General features: G+C 70.1%; 21 protein-coding genes and 1 pseudogene. 11 read left to right on the top strand and 11 right to left on the bottom strand.

All coding sequences use genetic code 11. The features are described 5' to 3' along the window. Positions 1-202: 202 nt before the first annotated feature. On the bottom strand, positions 203-988 hold the full coding sequence (locus VIG79_RS19205; protein ID WP_331888603.1) for an alpha/beta fold hydrolase: 786 nt from the start codon (positions 986-988) through the stop codon (positions 203-205). 81 nt (positions 989-1,069) lie between these two features. Here VIG79_RS19205 and VIG79_RS19200 point away from each other — a divergent pair, with 81 nt between their 5' ends. The 3 genes from VIG79_RS19200 (at position 1,070) to VIG79_RS19190 (ending at position 2,681) form a co-directional block, all read left to right on the top strand. Then, positions 1,070-1,489, top strand: a complete 420-nt coding sequence (locus VIG79_RS19200) for a nitroreductase family deazaflavin-dependent oxidoreductase (protein ID WP_331888601.1) — start codon at positions 1,070-1,072, stop codon at positions 1,487-1,489. Positions 1,490-1,589: 100 nt separating this feature from the next. After that, the gene (locus VIG79_RS19195; RefSeq protein ID WP_331888599.1) at positions 1,590-1,739 is read left to right on the top strand and encodes a hypothetical protein; all 150 of its coding nucleotides are present in this window, start codon (positions 1,590-1,592) and stop codon (positions 1,737-1,739) included. A 651-nt stretch (positions 1,740-2,390) separates the two neighbouring features. Next, positions 2,391-2,681, top strand: coding sequence for a hypothetical protein (locus VIG79_RS19190; RefSeq protein ID WP_331888597.1), 291 nt, complete (start codon positions 2,391-2,393; stop codon positions 2,679-2,681). On the opposite strand, the gene VIG79_RS19185 is transcribed toward VIG79_RS19190, so the two are convergent. Then, entirely contained in the window at positions 2,656-3,132 is a 477-nt protein-coding gene (locus VIG79_RS19185) for a MarR family transcriptional regulator (protein ID WP_331888607.1), read from the bottom strand. The two genes, VIG79_RS19190 and VIG79_RS19185, sit on opposite strands and share 26 nt — an antisense overlap. Before the next feature lie 90 nt (positions 3,133-3,222). On the opposite strand from VIG79_RS19185, the gene VIG79_RS19180 reads away from it, so the two are divergent. Then, positions 3,223-3,405: a hypothetical protein gene (locus tag VIG79_RS19180; protein WP_331888595.1), complete on the top strand. Its 183-nt coding sequence runs from the start codon at positions 3,223-3,225 to the stop codon at positions 3,403-3,405. A gap of 33 nt (positions 3,406-3,438) precedes the next feature. On the opposite strand, the gene VIG79_RS19175 is transcribed toward VIG79_RS19180, so the two are convergent. Then, positions 3,439-3,864: a ChaB family protein gene (locus VIG79_RS19175; protein ID WP_331888593.1), complete on the bottom strand. Its 426-nt coding sequence runs from the start codon at positions 3,862-3,864 to the stop codon at positions 3,439-3,441. Positions 3,865-3,969: 105 nt separating this feature from the next. Here VIG79_RS19175 and VIG79_RS19170 point away from each other — a divergent pair, with 105 nt between their 5' ends. Continuing rightward, entirely contained in the window at positions 3,970-5,178 is a 1,209-nt protein-coding gene (locus VIG79_RS19170; RefSeq protein ID WP_331888591.1) for an NAD(P)-binding domain-containing protein, read from the top strand. Here the strand turns inward: VIG79_RS19170 and VIG79_RS19165 are convergent. Both VIG79_RS19165 and VIG79_RS19160 read right to left on the bottom strand, forming a co-directional pair. Then, positions 5,175-6,572, bottom strand: coding sequence for an alanine--tRNA ligase-related protein (locus tag VIG79_RS19165; RefSeq protein ID WP_331888589.1), 1,398 nt, complete (start codon positions 6,570-6,572; stop codon positions 5,175-5,177). The two genes, VIG79_RS19170 and VIG79_RS19165, sit on opposite strands and share 4 nt — an antisense overlap. A 300-nt stretch (positions 6,573-6,872) precedes the next feature. Then, positions 6,873-8,000: a DUF2332 domain-containing protein gene (locus tag VIG79_RS19160; protein ID WP_331888587.1), complete on the bottom strand. Its 1,128-nt coding sequence runs from the start codon at positions 7,998-8,000 to the stop codon at positions 6,873-6,875. A 74-nt stretch (positions 8,001-8,074) separates the two neighbouring features. Here VIG79_RS19160 and VIG79_RS19155 point away from each other — a divergent pair, with 74 nt between their 5' ends. Further along, positions 8,075-8,845 (top strand): DUF4118 domain-containing protein, encoded by a 771-nt coding sequence (locus VIG79_RS19155; protein ID WP_331888585.1) that lies wholly within the window; start codon positions 8,075-8,077, stop codon positions 8,843-8,845. Between the two features lie 39 nt (positions 8,846-8,884). Here VIG79_RS19155 and VIG79_RS19150 read toward each other — a convergent pair whose 3' ends face one another. After that, positions 8,885-9,277 (bottom strand): DUF2218 domain-containing protein, encoded by a 393-nt coding sequence (locus VIG79_RS19150; protein WP_331888583.1) that lies wholly within the window; start codon positions 9,275-9,277, stop codon positions 8,885-8,887. Between the two features lie 162 nt (positions 9,278-9,439). Here VIG79_RS19150 and VIG79_RS19145 point away from each other — a divergent pair, with 162 nt between their 5' ends. Continuing rightward, positions 9,440-10,087 carry a fasciclin domain-containing protein gene (locus VIG79_RS19145; RefSeq protein ID WP_331888581.1) on the top strand — a complete coding sequence of 216 codons (648 nt, stop codon included), beginning with the start codon at positions 9,440-9,442 and terminating at the stop codon, positions 10,085-10,087. Between the two features lie 99 nt (positions 10,088-10,186). Here VIG79_RS19145 and VIG79_RS19140 read toward each other — a convergent pair whose 3' ends face one another. Both VIG79_RS19140 and VIG79_RS19135 read right to left on the bottom strand, forming a co-directional pair. Then, positions 10,187-10,972, bottom strand: coding sequence for a DeoR/GlpR family DNA-binding transcription regulator (locus tag VIG79_RS19140; protein ID WP_414672658.1), 786 nt, complete (start codon positions 10,970-10,972; stop codon positions 10,187-10,189). Continuing rightward, positions 10,969-12,957, bottom strand: coding sequence for a beta-galactosidase (locus VIG79_RS19135; protein WP_331888579.1), 1,989 nt, complete (start codon positions 12,955-12,957; stop codon positions 10,969-10,971). The genes VIG79_RS19140 and VIG79_RS19135 overlap by 4 nt, the downstream gene beginning before the upstream one ends. Positions 12,958-13,241: 284 nt before the next feature. Here VIG79_RS19135 and VIG79_RS19130 point away from each other — a divergent pair, with 284 nt between their 5' ends. Genes VIG79_RS19130 through VIG79_RS19120 form a run of 3 tightly spaced genes read left to right on the top strand, consistent with a single transcriptional unit; the run spans position 13,242 to position 16,454 of the window. Then, a complete protein-coding gene (locus VIG79_RS19130; RefSeq protein ID WP_331888577.1) occupies positions 13,242-14,603 on the top strand; it encodes an ABC transporter substrate-binding protein in 1,362 nt (453 codons plus the stop codon). Between the two features lie 4 nt (positions 14,604-14,607). Next, positions 14,608-15,549: a sugar ABC transporter permease gene (locus tag VIG79_RS19125; RefSeq protein WP_331888575.1), complete on the top strand. Its 942-nt coding sequence runs from the start codon at positions 14,608-14,610 to the stop codon at positions 15,547-15,549. Continuing rightward, positions 15,546-16,454: a carbohydrate ABC transporter permease gene (locus tag VIG79_RS19120; protein ID WP_331888573.1), complete on the top strand. Its 909-nt coding sequence runs from the start codon at positions 15,546-15,548 to the stop codon at positions 16,452-16,454. The genes VIG79_RS19125 and VIG79_RS19120 overlap by 4 nt, the downstream gene beginning before the upstream one ends. Here the strand turns inward: VIG79_RS19120 and VIG79_RS19115 are convergent. Next, positions 16,429-17,922, bottom strand: a complete 1,494-nt coding sequence (locus VIG79_RS19115; protein ID WP_331888571.1) for an MFS transporter — start codon at positions 17,920-17,922, stop codon at positions 16,429-16,431. The genes VIG79_RS19120 and VIG79_RS19115 overlap by 26 nt on opposite strands. Positions 17,923-18,003: 81 nt before the next feature. On the opposite strand from VIG79_RS19115, the gene VIG79_RS19110 reads away from it, so the two are divergent. Beyond that, the gene (locus VIG79_RS19110; RefSeq protein ID WP_331888569.1) at positions 18,004-18,327 is read left to right on the top strand and encodes an antibiotic biosynthesis monooxygenase family protein; all 324 of its coding nucleotides are present in this window, start codon (positions 18,004-18,006) and stop codon (positions 18,325-18,327) included. Between the two features lie 23 nt (positions 18,328-18,350). Here the strand turns inward: VIG79_RS19110 and VIG79_RS19105 are convergent, their stop codons facing one another. Next, a complete protein-coding gene (locus tag VIG79_RS19105) occupies positions 18,351-18,515 on the bottom strand; it encodes a hypothetical protein (protein WP_331888567.1) in 165 nt (54 codons plus the stop codon). 388 nt (positions 18,516-18,903) lie between these two features. Beyond that, a pseudogene (locus VIG79_RS19925) lies at positions 18,904-19,116 on the bottom strand (alpha/beta fold hydrolase); the annotation flags it as partial. Between the last annotated feature and the right edge of the window lie 61 nt (positions 19,117-19,177).

Below are 19,177 nucleotides of genomic sequence, written 5' to 3'. Positions count from 1 at the left end.
CGCGGCGACGTCCAGGTGGTTGATGCCGCCGTCCAGGGCCTCCTGGATCGACCGGTCGGCGACGTCCTGGGTCACGTCGCTGAGTGCGGCCGCCCCGTAGATGAGCACTGAGCTGTCGTGGCCGAGACGTCCGAGCCTGCGGGTTTCCATGGGTCCACCCTCGCGCTCCCGGCGTCCGGCGGCAACCCGCTCGGGCGACGTCTCAGCCGGCGGCCAGGAACTCCAGCACGACCGGTGAAGCCTCGGGCCGGCACTCCTCGAAGTACGCGTGCCGCGCACCCTCGAACAACCGCAGCGTGGCGTCCGGGATGCCGTCCGCGATGAGTCGGGCGTTGACCACCGGTGCGAACTCGTCGTCGGTGCCGTGCAGGACCAGCGTCGGGGCCGCGATCCGGGCAAGGACGTCGTTGGCGTCGTGCCGGGCGCTCGCCCGGAGGTGGCGCCGGGCGCTCACCGGCGAGATGGCCGGGTCGCCGAGCGTGGCGTACGGCCCGGGGTGCGTGGCGCGCCAGCCCGGCGTGTACATGAGCTCGGCGACGGCCTCACGGACCGCCGCCGGGTCGGCGACCGCCAGGCGACGGCGGACGTCCTGGCTGCGCTCGACAGCGCGTGGCCCTCCCGGCGTCGTGCAGCCGAGGACGAGTCGCCGCACCCGGTCCGGATGGTCGACCGCGAGCCACTGTGCGACGCGGCCACCCATCGACGTCCCGTAGACATCGAGGGTCTCGATGCCCAGCTGGTCCAGGAGGGCCACCACGTCCGCGGCCAGCGTCCGGGTGGTGAAGTCCGCAGGCCCGTCCTCGCTGTCGCCCGTCCCGCGCCAGTCGAGGCTGAGGGTCTGGTAGGCGAGGAGGTCCGCGCGGACGGCGTCCCACCAGTGGTGGTTGTTCGCCTGGCCGGCGAGCAGCAGCAGGGGCGGACCTGTCCCGTCCAGCTGGTAGGCCACCTCGGTGCCGTCCGCCGTCCGGACGGTGCCGTGGGTCCGCATGGACGACAGAGTAGGCAGCGGAAGAGCCCGGGCGCCGCCGGTGTTGCGCATGTCAGACAACAGTCGAACGAGGGAGATCCAGTGGCGAACGCAGCAGGTGGTTGGAACGACGGAATCATCGAGGAGTTCCGCGCGAACGACGGCAAGGTCGGCGGCTACTTCGCGGGCGCACCGATGATCCTCATCCATCACGTGGGTGCGAAGTCGGGCACCGAACGGGTCAGCCCGCTGGTCTACCTGCCGGACGGCGACGACATGGTGATCGCGGCGACCAAGGGTGGGGCGCCGACGAACCCCGACTGGTGCCACAACCTCCGGGCGAACCCGCGGATCACCGTCGAGGTCGGTACGGACTCCTTCCCGGTCGAGGCCGTCGAGGAGACCGGTCCCGCGCGTGACGATCTGTGGCGCCGGCTGGTCGAACAGCGCCCCGGCTTCGCGAGCTACGAGGCGAAGACGTCGCGCGTCTTCCCCATGTTCCGACTTCGCCGGGCCGAGTGAGGTACCACTCCCCGCCTCACCCCGACATACGGCGAAAGTGCTGCCACGGGCCTCCGGTTTTCGTTGGGATGTGACCAGACCGGCGACGAAGGGAGGCCCGGTGCCCGCCGACGCGATCCGCATCGGGGTGCTTCCGGCGCGGATGGGCGACTGCATCCTCGTCGAGTGCCTGCGTCGGCGCGGAGATCCTTGGCGGCTGCTGGTCGAGGAGGACCGCCTGACACCTGGCCGCTCGTGCGGGAACGGTTGACCGGGTTGGCGGACAACGACCAGCACGTCGACGTCGCCGTGGTGACGCACATCGACAGCGACCACATCGGCGGGATGGTGCCGCTGCTCGGCGATGACGTGGCCCGGTCGATGGTCCGCGACGTCTGGTTCAGCGGTGCCCCGCACCTGCCGGCTCCGGTGCGGGAGCGGGACCGCAGCGTCACACAGGGGGAGGCGGTCGGTACCGCGATCCTGGGGTCTGACGGCCAACGCGCGCTGCCGTGGAACTCGGCGTTCGGCGACGCGGCCATCGACGTGGGCGACCCGGGGGGCCTCGTGCGTCTCACGGTCCCTGACGGCCCCGTCGTCACCGTCCTCTCGCCGACCACCAAGCGACTCACCACCCTCGGGCGGAAGTGGCGCCACACTCTCGAGGCGGCGGCCGGGCTGGAAGAGCGTGACCGCGAGCTCGACACACCGTCACCACTGACGGAGTTAGCGCCGTTGTCCGAGCAGCGGTCGAGTGCCGACGGGTCAGCGCCCAACGGCAGCAGCATCGCTCTGCTGCTCGAGCACCGGAGGGCCAGTGTGCTGCTTGCGGCCGACGCGTTCGCGTCCGTCCTCACCGCCGGGCTCACCGCCCTGGCCCAGGAGCGCGGCGTGGACGCGGTGACGGTCGACGCCGTGAAAGGTGCCGCATCACGGGAGCCGCGCGAACGTCAGCCAGGCCTTCGTGCGGGCCGTACCCGCGCGGCACTACCTCGTCTCGACGAACGGCGACATCTTCCACCACCCCGACGACGAGGCGATCTCCCGGATCGTCGTGGACGCGCCGGACGGGGCGACGGTGTGGTTCAACTACCGCACCCCGCGCACGGGGCGATGGGACGACGTGCAGCTGCGCGCCGAGCACCGATACGACGTGCGGTACCCCACCGATGACACCAGCGGCGTCGTCACCACCCTCCCGGCTCGGGACTGACTCGCTCGTCCCGACTGGCGTCGATGACCCGGGTCAGCCCGTCGCGCAGCTCCTCCAGCTCGCGAAGGCTCATGCCCAGGCGGGCGACGATGGCCGGGGGTATGCGCTCGGCCTTGGCCCGGGTCCGGCGCCCCTTCGCGGTCAGCGAGACGGCCAGCGCGCGGACGTCGCGCGGGTCGCGTTCCCGAGTGACCATGCCACCGGTCTCCAGGCGCTTGAGGAGCGGGGAGAGGGTGGCTGGTTCGAGGCTGAGCCGACGCCCCAGCTCAGCGACCGTGAGCGGGCTCTCCTCCCAGAGGGCGAGCATGACGAGGTACTGCGGGTGCGTAAGTCCCATCGGCTCCAGCAGCGGACGGTAGAGGCCGATGACGTTCCGCGAGGCCACAGCGAGGGCGAAGCAGACCTGCCGGTCGAGAGCGAGCAGATCGTCGGAAGCAGGGGTGGCGGGCATGGGTGCGACGGGGGTCACGTGGTCATGGTAGTCACGGATGCGGTATAGTTAGTACCCTAATGATAAGGACACGAAGGAAGCGTGAGCACCGTGGCTAGGTCGGACTCGGAGGGTCTGTCCCTCGGTTACCGGGTCGGTTACCGGATCCGTTACCTCGGCCTGCACGTCTTCGGCCCGGCCCAGCTGGGCGACAGCGAGGACCCGCACGCCCGGATGCGACGTGAGCGGCAGCGAAAGGTCGCGGCGGCCCGCCAGGCGCGGGGAGTCCGCTAGTCGCGGCGTGGTCCGGCCCGGGTCACCTCCGGTTCAGGACCGGGCCTGCGCGGACGCCCGGTCGTTCGCCTTCTGCAGCGCGTCGACCAGCTCTGCCTTGGTCATCCGTGAGCGGCCCTTGACCTTCAGTCGGGTCGCGAGCTCGTACAGGTGCTTCTTTGTCGAGTTCGCGTCGACGCCGCCCGCGGTGGGAGCGCTGGACTCCCTGGGGTTGGCGGCCGCCGCGTGCGCGTCGGACGGGCCGTACTCGTCCTTGGGCTCCCAGTGGTCGCCGACCTTCTCGTGGGTGTGCTTCAGCGACGCGAACGCGGTCTGGTACGAACGGCGCTCGTCGTCGTACTGGTCCATCGCCGAGTCGAACGTCTCGGCGAACGTCTGCTGCGCCTTGCGCCCCGAACGTTGCAGCGTGCTCGGCAGCTCACTCTTCTTCGCGCTGCCGGTCTTCGTGGTCTTCGGCATCCACCCAGCGTGGCACGGGCGGCCGTCGCCCGCGATCCGGCTAGGAGCGGGCGCGTGGCCCGCTGATCCCCGGCGCGGACCGAGTGCGTGCGGGATGCTGGGGCGGTGATCTACGACTGCGTTGTGGTGGGAGCGGGGGCGGCCGGTGTGACCGCCAGCCACGCGCTCGCGGAGGCGGGCGTCGAGCACGCCGTGCTCGAGCGCGGGGTGGTCGGCAACACGTGGGCCACCCAACGGTGGGACGCGTTCCGGCTCAACACTCCCGGGTCGATGAACGTCCTGCTCGGCGCGGTCGGTCCCCACGAGTACTCGTCGCGGGACGAGACCGTGGAGCTGCTCACTCGCCGCGCCGAGCGGCTGCCGGTCCGGACCGGCACCGCCGTGACGGCCGTCCGTCGGGTCGGCGACGTCCTGCAGGTCTCCACCCGCGACGAGGAGCTCGAGGCGCGGACCCTCGTCATCGCGAGCGGGCCCAAGAACGTCCCGCTGCGACCAGCCGCCGCGGTGAACCTCGCCCCCCACCTCACGTCGATCGACGCCGACGACTACCGGAACCCGGCCGCACTGCCCGACGGCGGCGTGATGGTCGTCGGCGGCGGACAGTCGGGTGGACAGATCGCCGAGGACCTCGTCCTCGGTGGCCGCCAGGTGTGGTGGTCGACGAGTCGGATCGGGCGGTACCGCGCCCAGTACCGCGGCCGCGCCCTCCTCGACTGGCACGTCGACGCCGGGTGGTGGGCCACGCCACCCGAGGCGCTGCCCGACCCGGCAGCGATGCGCACCGCAACACCGCTCATCGCGTCCGACGGTCGCGACCTGGGTATCCCGAAGCTCGGGCGGATGGGAGTCAACCTCGTGGGCCGGCTGGCCGAGGTCGATGGCAGCAGGCTCGCGTTCGCCGGTGATGTGAACGAGTTCGTGGCCTTCGGGGACCAGGTCGCGGTCACGCTCGAGAAGGTGGCCGACGACTACATCGCCGCTGCGGGCATCGAGGCCCCCCCGCCGGAGCCGGACGACGGTCGGGGGCCGGTGGACGCCCCGGAACGGCCGACGCTCGACCTGGACCGTGCGGGGATCACCACGGTGATCTGGTGCACCGGGTTCGGCGGCGACTACGCCTACCTGCCCGAGGTGGGCCGGGACGCCTACGGTTTCCCCGTCCTCGACCGCAGCGGCGCGGCCGCCGACGATCCGGCGATCCGCTTCGTCGGCATGCCGTGGCAGTCCACGCGGGCGTCCGCGATCCTTCACGGTATGCCGCTCGACGCGCGCCGCGCCGTCGACGGGGTCACCGGAATGCTCGTCTCCGCCTAGCTTGCAGCCTTCGTCGCCTGCTGTGAGCGAGCCCGCTGCGCCGCCATCTGCGCGTCGAACTCCTCGCGCCAGGACTCGCTCACGGCGATCCCGGCCCGTTGCGCTTCTTCGGTGCTCAGCTCGACCGGGAACCCGAAGGTGTCGGAGAGCACGAACAGCTCCACGCCCGTGACCCCGGTCTTGCGGTAGCCCTTGAGCTGCTTGATGCCCTTGCGAAGGGTCCGGCGGAACGACTGCTCCTCCTTGGACAACACCGCCTCGACGAACGCAGCGTGCTCGCGGACCTCCGGATAGTGCGCCTCGTAGATGCCGGCGATCGTCGGGATGATCTGCGGGAAGAAGTTCTCCTCGAGCCCGAGTTCGAACGCATACCGGATCGCCCGCCGGATGAGCCGGCGCATAACGTAGCCCTGGGCCTTGTTGCTCGGCCGGACGCCGTCGACCGCGAGGAACGTCGCGCCGCGCAGGTGGTCGGCGATGACGCGCATCGCGACGGTCTGGTCCTCGTACGTCTTGCCGGAGAGGTCCTGCAGCTTCTCGATGATCGGCCAGAGCAGGTTGATCTTGAAGACGTCGGCCGTACCGATCGACGCGGCCGCGATGCGAGCGAGACCGCCGCCGTAGTCGACGTTCTTGCGGGGGAGTGGTGCGAACCCGGTCTCGGTGCGCTGGTACTCCATGAACACGGAGTTGCCGATCTCGAGGAATCGGCCGCAGTCGCAGTTCTGGTGGCAGTTCGCTCCCCAGGCCGGGTCGTGCTCGACCTCGGGGTAGAGGTAGAACAGCTCGCTGTCGGGACCGCCCGGCTCGCCGACCGGCATCGACTCGGCGTCGCCGCCGCGGCACCACCAGTTCTTCTTGCCGTAGAAGGCGATTCGGGCTCCGTTGGTGCCCACCTCGGCGGCGTGCTCCTCGGTGTCGACCTCAGCCTGGTCGGCGCTGACGCCGGCCTCGGTGAACAGCCGCGTCCAGATCTCGGCCGACTCGGTGTCCTTCGGGATGCCGTGCGCCGGGTCGCCGACGAAGCAGGAGACGTAGATCCGGTTGGGGTCCAGCCCGACCTTCTCGGTGAGGAAGGTCCACACCTGCGGCAGCTGCTCCTGCTTGAAGTAGTCGCCGAGGCTCCAGTTGCCGAGCATCTCGAAGAAGGTCGTATGCCGGTTGTCGCCGACCTCGTCGATGTCCTGGACGCGCAGGCAGGTCTGGCTGTCGGCGACGCGGGTCCCCGCGGGGTGGTCGGCCCCGAGCAGGTACGGCACCAGCGGCTGCATCCCGCTCCCGGTGAAGAGCGTAGAGGGGTCGTCGTGGGGGATCAGGGGCGCGCGGGGGATCACCACATGGCCGGTTTCGGTCATGTACTCGAGGTAAACCCGGCGGATGTCGTCGGCCTTCATGGCGTGATTCCACACCCCAGCGGCCACCCTGTCGCGGAGGTCGGAAGTGATTCACGCGACTTCACCAGATCGCCTTGTCGCGACGCATCGGTTGCGTTAACGTCAGCATTCCACGGGGGATGCACACTTGAGGTGCCTTGCCAGGTGCGACTCCTGGGTCCTCCACCGGTTCGAAGCCCGCGAGCATCGCTCACGGGCTTCGGTCAAGTCCGGGGTCAGGTCACCGAGGCGTTGGCGCGGTCGGGTCAGCTCCGGGGAGCGCCTGCCCACCTCGAACGCGGGGCCGGAGGCCACCAGCGACTACGAGGCGAGGTCGACCCACTCGCCGTGCGGGTGAGCGGCTCCGAGGACGCGCGGCGGCTGCTCGGACCCCCGACGCCACGACCGCGTGGCCAGGACGGTGGTCTGGCCGACGTCTTCCGGTTGCTCCTCGGGAGCCTCGATGCCCGGGGTGCAGTGGGGCGGTTCGGCGGTCAGCCAGGTCACCGGTCTCCCCTCCCGGGCGGCGACGGCGAGGATGTCCGCCACCTCGGGACGGCGACCCCGGTCGAGATAGGTCAGGGCCCACGAGCTGAAGACCACGAGGTGCGCGTCGGCGGTCGCCGCGCGAGCGGCCTCGGCCATGAGTGGGGGCAGGTCGTCGACCATGTCCCCCCGTACGACTGGGCTCGTCGTCCCAGCGAGCAGGCTGACGGCAGAACGGAATCGCTCGACCCGACCCGGCACATCCGGCCAGAGGCAGGCCTCCAACCAGCGGACCGCGTCGGTGTCGTCGAGGTCGACGGGGTGGCGGTCGATCCCGCGTCGGCCGGCCACCGTCGGCAGCTCGAGCGGTTCAGCGGGGTCGCCGACCGGACGGTGGGAGCGGTCCCGGCCGGCGCAGCGAACCGTCGACGTCGGGTCGCCGAGGACGACTCGCCCGCGACCCCCGTCCAGCTCGATGCGGTAGCGGTCGACCTGCAGGAGCAAGCCGGCGCTGGCACCCAGCTCGACGAGGACGACGGGTCGGTCGGGCTGGTCCCTGCACGCGAGAGCGAGTGAGGGGGCGAGGTAGACCGACCGGTTGACCTCGTTGGTCTGGGTGGTCCGCGAGCCGATGACCGCTCGAAGCTCGTCCGCGTGCGCGAGCACCGTCCGCCGGACGTCCGTCCACGGGTCACCGAATGGGACACGGTCGCGGCCCACGACGCTGGCGTACCACCGGGCCGCGGGCACGTCTGGCTGCCGCAGCACCAGGTCGTGAAGCGCGGCCAGCCAGAGGACCGGACGGTCCTGGCCGGGTGCCGCTGCCTGGAGCAGGCCCGCGCACTCGTCGTCCCGAGCGACCGCGCGGCATACCGCGCTGTAGAGCGGAAGCTCCGCGTAGCTGGCCGCGAAGTCCGCGAACCGGAGCTGGAGCGTGGCGAGGTCCGTCCCGGCCGCTGGCACGCCTCCACGCTAACCGGCGTCAAGATCCCGTCAGGGCCGCCCCCAGCACCTCGGCGCGGTGTTTCCCTGGAGACATGAACATCCGACAGAGCCGCCACCGTCCGTGGCTGGTCGTCGCGAGCGCCGTCGTCCCGCTGGGCGTCGCGGCACTGCTGAGCGTGGTCCGGGAGCAGGTGAGCACCGCTGCCGGCGTGCTGGTCCTGGCGCTCCTCGTCGTCGCGGCGGCCTCGACCGGAGACCGGTTGTGCGGCCTCGTCGCGGCGCTGTCCGCGGGAGTGTTCTTCGACCTGTTCCTCACCCAGCCATACGGCACCCTGGCCGTGACGAACCCCGACGACGTCGAGGCGCTGGTGCTCCTGTTCGCGGTCGGTGTGGCGGTGACGGAGCTGGCCCTGTGGGGACGCCGCCAGCAGGCCGGGTCGAGCCGCCGGCTCGGCTACCTCGACGGTGTCCTCAGCGCCGCGGAGAAGGTCGCCGCGCGGGACGACGACCCCGGTGACCTGGTCGCCCTCGTCACCTCCGAGCTGACCGGTCTGCTCGGGCTGGACGGCTGCCGGTACGCCCCCGTGGCGCCGCACCTGCGGGCCGTCGTCCAGCCGGACGGTCGGGTCCGCAGCGGCGAGCGAGTACTGGATGTGGACCGGAACGGTCTGCCGACCGACGAGGAGATCCTGCTCCCGGTCCGCCACGGAGGGCGGAACGTCGGGGCGTTCGTCCTCACGACGGCAACGAAGGTGCGCCGGCCGTCCGCGGAGCAGCTGCGAGTGGCCGTCCTGCTCGCCGACCAGGTCGGCGTCGTCGTCACCCGGACCGGGGACCACGGGCGGGGGTCGTTCGCGCGGTGACGTCGCTGCGCGTACCGGGTTGAGTCCCGAGACCGGGGCTCAGCGCGGCATCTGGTGGCCTTCGGGCCGGTCGTCGGTATAGGTGTACTCGCGGCCCGCCGTGCCGTCCGGTCGGACCCAGCGGACGACCAGCTCGTCGTGCGCGCCGAACCGGACCAGATGGCGACCGACGACGTCCTCGATGAGGTCAAGGCGGGCCGCGGCCACAAGGGGGTTGGTACCCGGCTTGAGCTCGACGTGCAGGACCAGCCGCTCCGGCGTGGCGTGCAGCTCGCACCGCCCACCGTCGAAGACGACGAGTCCGGTGGCGAGGTGCTCGTCCCACTCCGTCACCAGACGACGCCCGAGGTGCGACGCCAGCTGCTTGCCGTACCGGCTGGCCCGCGGCGTGTCCACTGCGGCAGAGCTCGACAGGGACTCGGTGGTCGTCATAGCGCGATTGTCCGACCGCCGGCTGTGAAGCGGGTATGCGTTCCTCGGCGCGGCGGCACATTCGTTGCCGCCGGGTGCATCCCCGCACCGGCCGGTCGAGGAAAGGAGGGCGGACCGCCGTCCGATGACGCTCGGCGGGAGACCAACCATCGGAGGATTTTGATGAAGCTGCGTCGCTCGATCGCCCTCTCCGTCGCGGCGGGGGCCGCCATCCTCATGGCCGCGCCGTCGGCCGCCTCGGCCGCCCCAGCCGCAGCCACCGGAACCCGGAGCCTGGCCGCCGTCCTGACCGCGAACGGCAACGGCCAGTTCGACAACAACCCGTTCGACTACGACATCGTCACCCAGGCGGTGCTCGCGGTCCTCAAGGCGAAGCCGGACAGCCCCGTCAACCTGCTGACCAAGGGCGACGTCGCGTTGACGGCGTTCCTGCCGCCGGACTTCGCCTTCCGCGACCTTGTCCGCCAGCTGAGCCGCAAGTACGTCGCGAGCGAGCAAGACGTGTTCAACGCCGTTGCCGGCCTGGGCATCGACACGGTCGAGGCCGTGCTGCTCTACCACGTCATCCCCGGCGCCACCATCACGTCGAAGGACGCGGTCAACGCCGACGGGGCGAAGCTCACGACGGCCCTGGGCCCCACCATCACGGTTGACGTCGTGGTCAAGTGGCTGGGTCTGGTCAAGCTCGTCGACCAGGACACCAACGACGCGAACCCCTACCTGAACCCGTTCGCGCTCGACATCAACAAGGGCAACAAGCAGATCGCGCACGGCATCACCGCTGTCCTGCGCCCGGTCGACCTGCCCTGACCGGACGGCTCGCCGGCGCGAGCCCCTGAACACCCCGGGCGGGCGACGGCCCACTCCCCGCCCGCCCGGGGCCTCGTCGGGAGAACGTCGTGGGGTGGCTCAACTCGGTCGCACGACGACGAGCTGCGTCACCGACTTCTTCAGAGCAGGACGTGCCCGGCTAGAGATCCCGGTGTCGGTGATGAGCAGGTCGACGTCCTCGAGACCGATGAACGTGCTCAGTCCCACGACCCCCCATTTGGTGTGGTCGGCCAGGATACAGACCTGCCGGGCCGCGGCGACGAGAGCCCGGTTCGTCTCGGCTTCGACGATGTTGGGTGTGGTCAGGCCCGCCTCGAGGTCGACCCCGTGGGCGCCGAGGAAGAGGCGGTCCACATGGAGCGAGTGCAGCGCCTGCACCGCCACCGGGCCGACCAGCGCGTCCGAAGGAGTACGGGTGCCCCCGGTCAGCACGACGATCTGGCCCGGCGTATGCGACTCGTGCAGCAGCTGCGCGACGGGTACCGAGTTCGTCACCACCGTGATGTCCGGGACGAAGCGCAGCTGACGGGCCAGCTCGTAGGTCGTCGTGCCCGCCGAGATGGCCACGGCCGACCCGGGTTCGACCAGGGTTGCGGCGTATTCCGCGATGGCCCGCTTCTGCCGGGTCATCAGCGACGACTTCGCGAGGAAGCCCGGCTCGTGGGCGCTGGCGCGGCCCACCGAGATCGCACCGCCGTGCACCCGCTCGACCCTGCCCTCGCGGGCGAGCAGCTCGATGTCGCGCCGCACCGTCATGTCGGAGACACCGAGCTCGTCGACGAGGTCCGAGACCCGGACCGCTCCCGAGTCGTCAAGCAGGGCCAGGATCCGGCTCTGGCGTTGGCTGGCCAGCACGGCGCTCACCGCTCGCGGACCACGGCGACCTCGCCGGGAGCCAGGTGTAGACGATCGACGTCGCGGGCGGTCACCAGGTCGTGTCCGGCGATGTCGACCTCGTGGCTTTCCTCGGTGTCGTTGGCGAGGAACAGCCAGCTGGAGTCCGGGGACCGACGCCGAACCGCCTCCACACCGACCGGGAGTCCTGGCAGGACCGGCAGCACGCCGGCGGCGTCCAGCAGGTCGCCGAGCACCGCATCGAGCGACGCGTCGTCCGGCATGGTGGAGAGGTACCACGCGCTTCCGGCGCCGACGTCGTGCCGGGTTACCGCGGGTCGCCCGGTGAGCGGGCCCGACGCATACCGGTCGAGCACCGTCGCCGTCGTGGCCGTGAGGTCCTCGGTCCAGAGCGTCGCCTCGCCACCGCTGCCGAGACGCGCCGTCTCGTCGCTGCTGAGCGGGAAGAGCTCTTCGACCCGGATGCCGAGGAGGTCGCGGAAGGCCCCGGGGTAGCCCCCGAGCCGAACGTGGTCGTCCTGGTCGGCGATCCCGGAGAAGAACGTCACCAGGACCTGTGCACCACTTTCGGCCGCGTCGGCGAGGTGGGCGGCGTCCACGTCGGTGACGAGGTAGAGCGTGGGGACCACGACCAGTCCGTATGCGTCGAGGGGGGCGCTCGGGTGCACGACGTCGACCGTCACCCCCCGTGCGCGCAGCAGCCGATGCACCGTTTCGGCGACGAACGCGTAGTCGAGCCGGGCCGACGGCATCGCGGGCCCACCGACGGCCCACGCGGCCTGGTAGTCCCAGAGCAGGGCGACCCGGGACTCCACGCGGCTACCGCGCACCTCGCCCAGCCGCCGGGCGATCTCGCCGAGCCGGCAGACCTCCCGGAACCGCGCCGAGTCCGGGCCCGCGTGGGGCACCAGTGCGGAGTGGAACTTCTCCGATCCGGCCTGCGACTGGCGCCACTGGAAGAAGCCGATCGTGTCGGCGCCGCGAGCGACGTGGGCGAGGCTGTCGCGGATCGTCTGCCCGGGCGCCTTGGCGCGGTTGACCGGCTGCCAGTTGACCGCCGACGTCGAGTGCTCCATCAGCATCCACGGGTCGCCACCGGCCAGCCCGCGGGTCAGGTCCGCGCTGAACGCGAGCTCGGCCCGCGGATGGGTGAGGCTGTCGACGACGTAGTGGTCGGTGCTGACGACGTCCTGATGGGGTGCCCACTGGTGGTAGTCGAGGTGCCGGAACCTCGTCATGGTCATGAAGTTCGTCGTGACCGGGACGTCGGGGGACAGGCGGGTGAGCACCGCCTTCTCCGCGAGGAAGAAGACGAGGAGTGCGTCCGACTGGAAGCGCGAGTAGTCCAGCTGGTGCGTCGGGTTGGCGAACGTGGTGGTCCGCCGCGGCGGGAGCACCTGGGCCCAGTCGGTGTACCGCTGGCTCCAGAACGCCGTCCCCCACGCGTCGTTCAGACGGTCGAGGCGCTCGTACCGTTCGCGCAGCCAGACGCGGAAGGCACCCGCGCAGGTGTCGCAGTAGCACGGGATGTTGTGGCAGGCGTACTCGTTCGAGACGTGCCACAACGCCAGAGCGGGATGGTCGTGGTACCTCGTGGCGAGCTGGGTCGTGAGGGCGAGGGCGTGCTCGCGGTAGGGCGCGGCCGTGGGACACCAGGCCTGCCGGCTGCCGGGCCAGAGCGTGTGGCCGTCATGGTCGACCGGCAGCGACTGCGGGTACGCGTGGGAGAACCAGGGGGGCGGGGTGGCCGTGCCGGTGGCCAGGTCCACGGCGATGTCGGCGTCGGCCATCCGGTCCATCACGTCGTCGAGCCAGCCGAACTCGTACTCACCCTTGGCCGGCTCGAGCCAGGACCACGAGAAGACGCCCAGGGTGACGAACGAGACCCCGGCGCGCGCCATCAGGTCGACGTCCTCGGTCCAGGTCTCGCGAGGCCACTGCTCGGGGTTGTAGTCGCCACCGAACGCCAACCGATCCTCGGGCCACCGTCGCATGCCGGTCATCTTGTTAGGGACTGCAGGAGAAAGTCAACAGAAACCAACATGCGGCGATCCGAGGGAGCGCCGTACCGTCCGACACGCCGATCGTGCAGAAATCGTTATGAAACAACGGATCCGAGCCTGGACTCGCCCCGAGGGGTTCCGTCGCGCTACTTGACAGGGTGCAAACGCGGGTTCATCCTCAGTGTCGGCACTGAGGGTTTCTGGTCGTTCCTGTCGCTTTGTGCGCGAGACGCTGGCGCCCCATCACTCGTTCACCGTCGAAGGAGCCCCACGTCATGGCCCGTCCCTCCACCGAGGCCGAGTACCTCGCCCGCATGGTCCCGACCTCGGCTAGCGGGATGTCGCGCCGGACGCTCCTGCGGGGGGCGCTGGGCGCGAGCGCGCTGCTCGCCACGCCGCCGCTGCTCGCGTCCTGCAGCTCGTCCAGCGGGAGCAGCGGCAGCGCCACCGGCGGCGGTGGCGGTGGTGGTGGCACGGTGACGGTGGGGTCGAACCAGTCCGACGCGGTGCCCAAGGCCGGCGTGCAGCAGGTCATGGACGCCTTCACCAAGGCCAACAGCGGCCTCACGGTGAAGATCAACACCATCGACCACAACACCTTCCAGGAGAACATCAACACCTACCTCCAGGGCCAGCCCGACGACGTCTTCACGTGGTTCAGCGGCTACCGCATGCGGTTCTTCGCCTCCAAGGACCTCGCCGGTGACATCTCCGACGTCTGGGGCAACCTCAGCGGGATGTCCGACGCGCTCAAGAAGGCGTCGACCGGCGACGACGGCAAGCAGTACTTCGTCCCGTCCACCTACTACCCGTGGGCGATCTTCTACCGGAAGAGCCTCTGGTCCGAGAAGGGCTACACGCCGCCGAAGACCCTCGACGAGCTCAAGACGCTGGGCACCAAGATGCAGGCGGACGGTCTCATCCCGCTGGCCTTCGCCGACAAGGACGGCTGGCCCGCCATGGGCACGTTCGACCAGCTCAACCTGCGGATCAACGGCTATGACTTCCACGTCAGCCTGATGGCCGGCAAGGAGGACTGGAGCGGCGACAAGGTCAAGAAGGTCTTCGACACCTGGAAGGGCCTGCTGCCCATCCACCAGACCGACTCGCTCGGTCGTACCTGGCAGGAGGCCGCCCAGTCGCTGCAGCAGAAGAAGTCCGGCATGTACCTGCTGGGCGCCTTCGTCGCGCAGCAGTTCACCAAGGGTGCCGAGCAGGACGACCTCGACTTCTTCACCTTCCCGGAGGTCGACTCGACGATCGGCACGGACGCCATCGAGGCGCCGATCGACGGCTGGATGATGGCCAAGCGGCCGAAGAACGAGGACGGCGCCAAGAAGCTGTTGACCTACCTCGGCAGCCCGGACGCCCAGAACATCGCGGTCAAGGCGGACCCGAGCGTGGTGGCCACTAACGACAAGGCCGACCAGTCGGCGTACACCCCTCTGCAGAAGAAGTCGGTGGAGTTCGTCAAGTCCGCCAAGTCGATCGCCCAGTTCCTCGATCGCGACACGCGTCCCGACTTCGCGTCGACCGTGATGATCCCCGCGCTGCAGAGCTTCATCAAGACGCCCGACGACATCGACGGGTTGGTGAAGAACATCCAGCAGCAGAAGCTGAGTATCTTCACCAGCTGACCTGATGGCCATCGCGAACGCGCAGCCGACCGCGCCCCCCGGTAGCAAGAAGACCAGCCGGCGCCGCTACCGGGGCATCGACCAGCTCGGTGGCCTCGACCGGGTGGTCGTGATCCTCATGGTGGCGATCCCGACCCTCCTGCTCGTGTGGCTCGTCTGGTTCCCTGCCGTGGCGTCGGTGCTGCTCTCCTTCACCAACTGGGACGGTGTCGGCGACGTCAGCTCGGCGAAGTTCATCGGCCTGAAGAACTACTCCGACGTCGTCAGCATCTATCCGCCGTTCTGGCCGGCGGTGCAGCACAACCTCATCTGGCTGGTGGTCCTGTTCTTCGTCGCGACCCCGCTCGGGATCTTCTTCGCCGTGCTGCTGGACCGGGAGATCCGGTTCTCCCGCGTCTACCAGACGGCGATCTACCTCCCGGTGGTCCTGTCGCTCGCCTTGGTCGGCTTCATCTGGCAGCTGATCTACAGCAAGGACCAGGGCCTGATCAACGCGGTCACCGGGTGGACCATCGACTGGTACGGCGACCCGAAGTACAACCTCTGGGCGGCACTGGTGGCGACGACGTGGAAGCACACCGGGTACGTCATGCTGCTCTACCTGGCCGGGCTCAAGGGCGTCGACCCGACCCTGCGCGAGGCCGCGAAGGTCGACGGCGCCACCGAGCGGCAGACGTTCTTCCGCGTCGTGTTCCCGGTGATGGCCCCGATCAACATCATCGTCCTGGTCATCACCTTCATCGAGTCGTTGCGCGCCTTCGACCTGGTCTGGGTCATCAACAAGGGTCGCAACGGGTTGGAGCTCATTGCCACCCTGGTGACGAGCAACGTGGTCGGTGAGGCGAGCCGGATCGGCTTCGGGTCGGCCCTGGCGACGTTCATGCTCATCATCTCGACGGTTCTCATCGCCGTCTATCTGCGCATCGTGATGAGGGAGCAGCGATGACCACGACGACCGGCACCCGCGCCAGCCGCATCCCCGTGGCCTCGGCCTCGGCGAGCGGCCGCGCCGGTCGCGTCGGTATGCAGGTCTTCCTCATCGTGGTGAGCCTGCTGTGGCTGTTCCCGGTGCTCTGGGCCTTGCTCAACTCCTTCCGCGACTACGCCTACACCGCCCAGAACGGGTACGTGTCGCTCGGCGGCTGGACCTTCCAGAACTACGTCGACTCCTGGGAGCAGGCCGACTTCGGGCGCACCCTGCTCAACTCGGCGATCGTCACCATCCCGGCGGTCGTCCTGACGCTGTTCCTTTCCTGCTGCGTCGCCTTCGTGGTGGCTCGGTTCTCGTTCCGCTTCAACCTCGTGCTCCTCGGCTTCTTCACGGCCGCGAACCTCCTGCCGCCGCAGGCGCTGCTCATCCCGGTCTACCGGATGTTCCGGGCGATCCAGGTGCCGTACTGGTTCAGCGAGTCCGGGACGCTGCTCAACAGCTACTGGGGCCTGATCGCGGTCAACGTCGCGTTCCAGACCGGCTTCTGCGCCTTCGTCCTCAGCAACTACATGAAGACGCTGCCCCGCGAGATGTACGAGTCGGCCGTAGTGGACGGCGCGAGCGTGATGCGGCAGTTCTTCCAGCTGACGCTGCCCCTCTGCCGGCCGGCCCTGGCGGCACTGGCCACCCTCCAGGTCACCTGGGTGTACAACGAGTTCTTCTGGGCCACCGTGCTCCTCCAGTCCGGTGACAAGTTCCCGGTGACCAGCTCGCTGAACAACCTCCGCGGCCAGTTCTTCACCGACAACAACCTCGTCGCGGCCGGCGCGATCGTCGTCGCGCTGCCCACGCTGATCATCTTCTTCGCGTTGCAGAAGCAGTTCGTCGCCGGGCTCACCCTGGGGTCGACGAAGGGCTGACCTCGGTGTCGAACACGCCGTCGTCGTGCCGGTACGCGCGGACCGACATGACCAGCGCCACGCCGAGAACCACGAAGGCCGTGCTCAACGTGATCCGCAGCGCCGTCCCCGCGCCGGTTGCCAGCGTGGCCTGGTAGACGGTCATCAGGACGGCCGCGCCGATGGCCGAGCCGATCCGCTGGCCGGTCTGGAGGGCCCCACCCGCCGCGCCGCCCATCCGCGGCGGGACGTCCGCGAGGGTGAGGGTGAGGTTGGGCGAGACGACGGCGCCGCCGCCGAACCCGGTGAGGAACATCACCGGCGCGGCCACCCAGGCCAACCCGCTCGGGTCGTGACCGGCGACGAAGAGCGCCATGAGACCGACCCCCGACATCGTCACGGCCAGCGCGATCACGGTCAGGCGCCGCCCGAACCTCGGCACGATGCGCCCGGAGAGCGGGGCGGCGATCGCGGACCCCAGGGCGAACGGCATGAGGAGGAACCCGGCCTGCAGCGGCGCATACCCGAGTCCGGTCTGCAGGTAGACCGAGAGCACGAGCAGGATGCCGGTGTAGCCGGCGAAGTACGTGGAGCCGACGAGCAGACCGTTCGTGTAGCCGGGCAGACCGCGCAGCAGGCCTACGTCCAGGAGGGGCGGCCGGCCCGCCTCCCGGAGCCGCCGTTCCCATCGGACGAACACCCACGCGAAGACCGGCACCCCGACGAGGACGAGGAGGGTCCACCGGTGCCCGCCCTCGACACTGACGACGGGGTAGAGCAGGCACAGCACCGTGACTCCGAGGAGGAGGGCACCGACCACGTCGATGCGGTTGTCTACCCGCTCGGTCGTGGGCAGCCGGGCCGGGACGAGACGCGCGACGCCGAGCATCGCCACGAGACCGATGGGGACGTTGACGAGGAACAGGTACCGCCACCCGTTGTCGGGGCCGGCGGCCGCGATGATGAGTCCGCCGATGACCGGTCCGGCGGCCGACGACACCGAGACCGTCGCCCCGAAGACGCCGAACGCGCGGGCTCGCTCGGACCCACGGAACAGGTCCTGGACGAGTCCGGAGTTCTGTGGGGTGAGCAGGCCGGCCATCGCGCCCTGGACCAGCCGGGCGACGATGACCAGGGCCACGTTCGGGGCGAACCCGACGGCGGCACTGGAGACGATGAAGCCGGTGAGCCCGATGAGCATCATCCGGCGGCGTCCGTAGGCGTCGCCGAGGCGCCCGCCGGCGACGAGGGTCAGGCCGAAGGCCAGCAGGTAGCCCGAGACCACCCACTGGATCGCGCTGGCCGACGCGTCCAGCCCCTGCTGCATCGAGGGGACCGCCACGTTGACGATGGAGACGTCGAGCAGCGACATGAAGCCGACGACCAGCGACACCGAGAGGATCCGCCAGCGCCGCGGGTCCGGGACCCAGTCGGCCTCCTCGGCAGCGGTCGAGGGCGCGGCGGCTCGGCGCTCGACGTCCTCGGTCACGCCGTCCACCCTGCCTCACGCCCCTGAGGGCCGCGCGGGCGGCTGGCCCTCCGTGTCGGTCCGCGCTGCGACGATCACCCGATGACCACGACGATCAGCCCCGACCAGGACGTCATGACCCTGGTCAACGTCTTCACCGCGGAGCCCGAACGGCAGCAGGAGCTCGTCGACCTTCTGGTGCAGGCGACCGACGAGGTGATGCGGCAGCTGCCCGGGTTCGTGTCGGCCAACATCCACCGGAGCGACGACGGCCGACACGTCGTCAACTACGCGCAGTGGGCCACGGCCGCGGACTTCGAGGCCATGCAACGCGATCCGCGGGCCACTCAGCACATGGGCGGCGCCGCCGCGATCGCCTCGTTCGCGCCCGTTGTCTGCCGGGTCGTGCACTCGACCCACGCCTGAGGGCCGGGGCGTCGATCCAAAGGTCAGGCGGGGGCGAGGGCCACCGCCCGGCGCAGCCCCGCCGCATACGCCTCCGGCCGTTCCCACGCGCCGAAGTGACCGCCGTCGGGCTCGACCTTCCAGTCGCGGTCGTCGACGACGCGTTCGGCGAACTCGCGCGGTGCGGGGACGGGGTCGCCGGGGAACATCGTGATCCCCGGTCGGCACGGTCGTGGCCGGGGCGGCGCCGGTGTTCTCGGAGTACGGCGCGAACGACGTCCCGATCGGACCGCTGAACCAGTAGAGCGTCACCCAGGTGAGCAGCTCGTTGCGGGAGTAGACCGACTCCACGTCGCCGCCGGAGTCGCTCCAGGACCGGAGCTTCTCGAGGACCCAGGCGAGCAGCCCGACCGGCGAGTCGCCGAGCGCGGCGGCGAGGGTACGCGGTTTGGTCGCCTGCTCGACGGCGTAGGCCCGCTCCGCAATCTGCCAGGTGCGGCCGGCATCGCGGTAGTCGCGCTCGGGCTGCGAGAGTTCGCTCGCGTCGACGGCGAAGAGGTGCGAGTAGGGGACGTCAGTGAGGTGGAGGGCGGACACGGGGTCGGCGTGTGACGCGGCGAGATGCTCCGCGACCGAGCTGCCGATATCGCCACCGGAGACGACGTAGCGCTCGATCCCCAGCTCGGCCAGCGCGTCGGCGACCAGGTCGGCCATGTCGAACGTCGACATGCGGGCGGTTCGGTCGGCAGGGCCTGGGTGGCCGAGCCGGCACGGCACGACGACGTCGAGGTCCGTGAGCAGCGGCAGCACCTTGTCGAACCGGAGGAACGAGTCGGGCCAGCCGTGCAGGAGAACCACGGTCGGCCCGTCG

Source organism: Lapillicoccus sp. (assembly GCF_036559105.1).
GTDB lineage: Bacteria > Actinomycetota > Actinomycetes > Actinomycetales > Dermatophilaceae > Lapillicoccus.
This window is presented reverse-complemented; position numbering and strand designations above follow the sequence as displayed.

Excerpts from the sequence above, each read along its gene's own strand:
- VIG79_RS19205 (WP_331888603.1), bottom strand. The coding sequence starts at position 988 with ATGCGGACCCACGGCACCGTCCGGACGGCGGACGGCACCGAGGTGGCC.
- VIG79_RS19185 (WP_331888607.1), bottom strand. The coding sequence starts at position 3,132 with ATGCCCGCCACCCCTGCTTCCGACGATCTGCTCGCTCTCGACCGGCAG.
- VIG79_RS19175 (WP_331888593.1), bottom strand. The coding sequence starts at position 3,864 with ATGCCGAAGACCACGAAGACCGGCAGCGCGAAGAAGAGTGAGCTGCCG.
- VIG79_RS19165 (WP_331888589.1), bottom strand. The coding sequence starts at position 6,572 with ATGAAGGCCGACGACATCCGCCGGGTTTACCTCGAGTACATGACCGAA.
- VIG79_RS19155 (WP_331888585.1), top strand. The coding sequence starts at position 8,075 with ATGAACATCCGACAGAGCCGCCACCGTCCGTGGCTGGTCGTCGCGAGC.
- VIG79_RS19150 (WP_331888583.1), bottom strand. The coding sequence starts at position 9,277 with ATGACGACCACCGAGTCCCTGTCGAGCTCTGCCGCAGTGGACACGCCG.
- VIG79_RS19145 (WP_331888581.1), top strand. The coding sequence starts at position 9,440 with ATGAAGCTGCGTCGCTCGATCGCCCTCTCCGTCGCGGCGGGGGCCGCC.
- VIG79_RS19135 (WP_331888579.1), bottom strand. The coding sequence starts at position 12,957 with ATGCGACGGTGGCCCGAGGATCGGTTGGCGTTCGGTGGCGACTACAAC.
- VIG79_RS19130 (WP_331888577.1), top strand. The coding sequence starts at position 13,242 with ATGGCCCGTCCCTCCACCGAGGCCGAGTACCTCGCCCGCATGGTCCCG.
- VIG79_RS19125 (WP_331888575.1), top strand. The coding sequence starts at position 14,608 with ATGGCCATCGCGAACGCGCAGCCGACCGCGCCCCCCGGTAGCAAGAAG.
- VIG79_RS19120 (WP_331888573.1), top strand. The coding sequence starts at position 15,546 with ATGACCACGACGACCGGCACCCGCGCCAGCCGCATCCCCGTGGCCTCG.
- VIG79_RS19110 (WP_331888569.1), top strand. The coding sequence starts at position 18,004 with ATGACCACGACGATCAGCCCCGACCAGGACGTCATGACCCTGGTCAAC.
- VIG79_RS19105 (WP_331888567.1), bottom strand. The coding sequence starts at position 18,515 with ATGTTCCCCGGCGACCCCGTCCCCGCACCGCGCGAGTTCGCCGAACGC.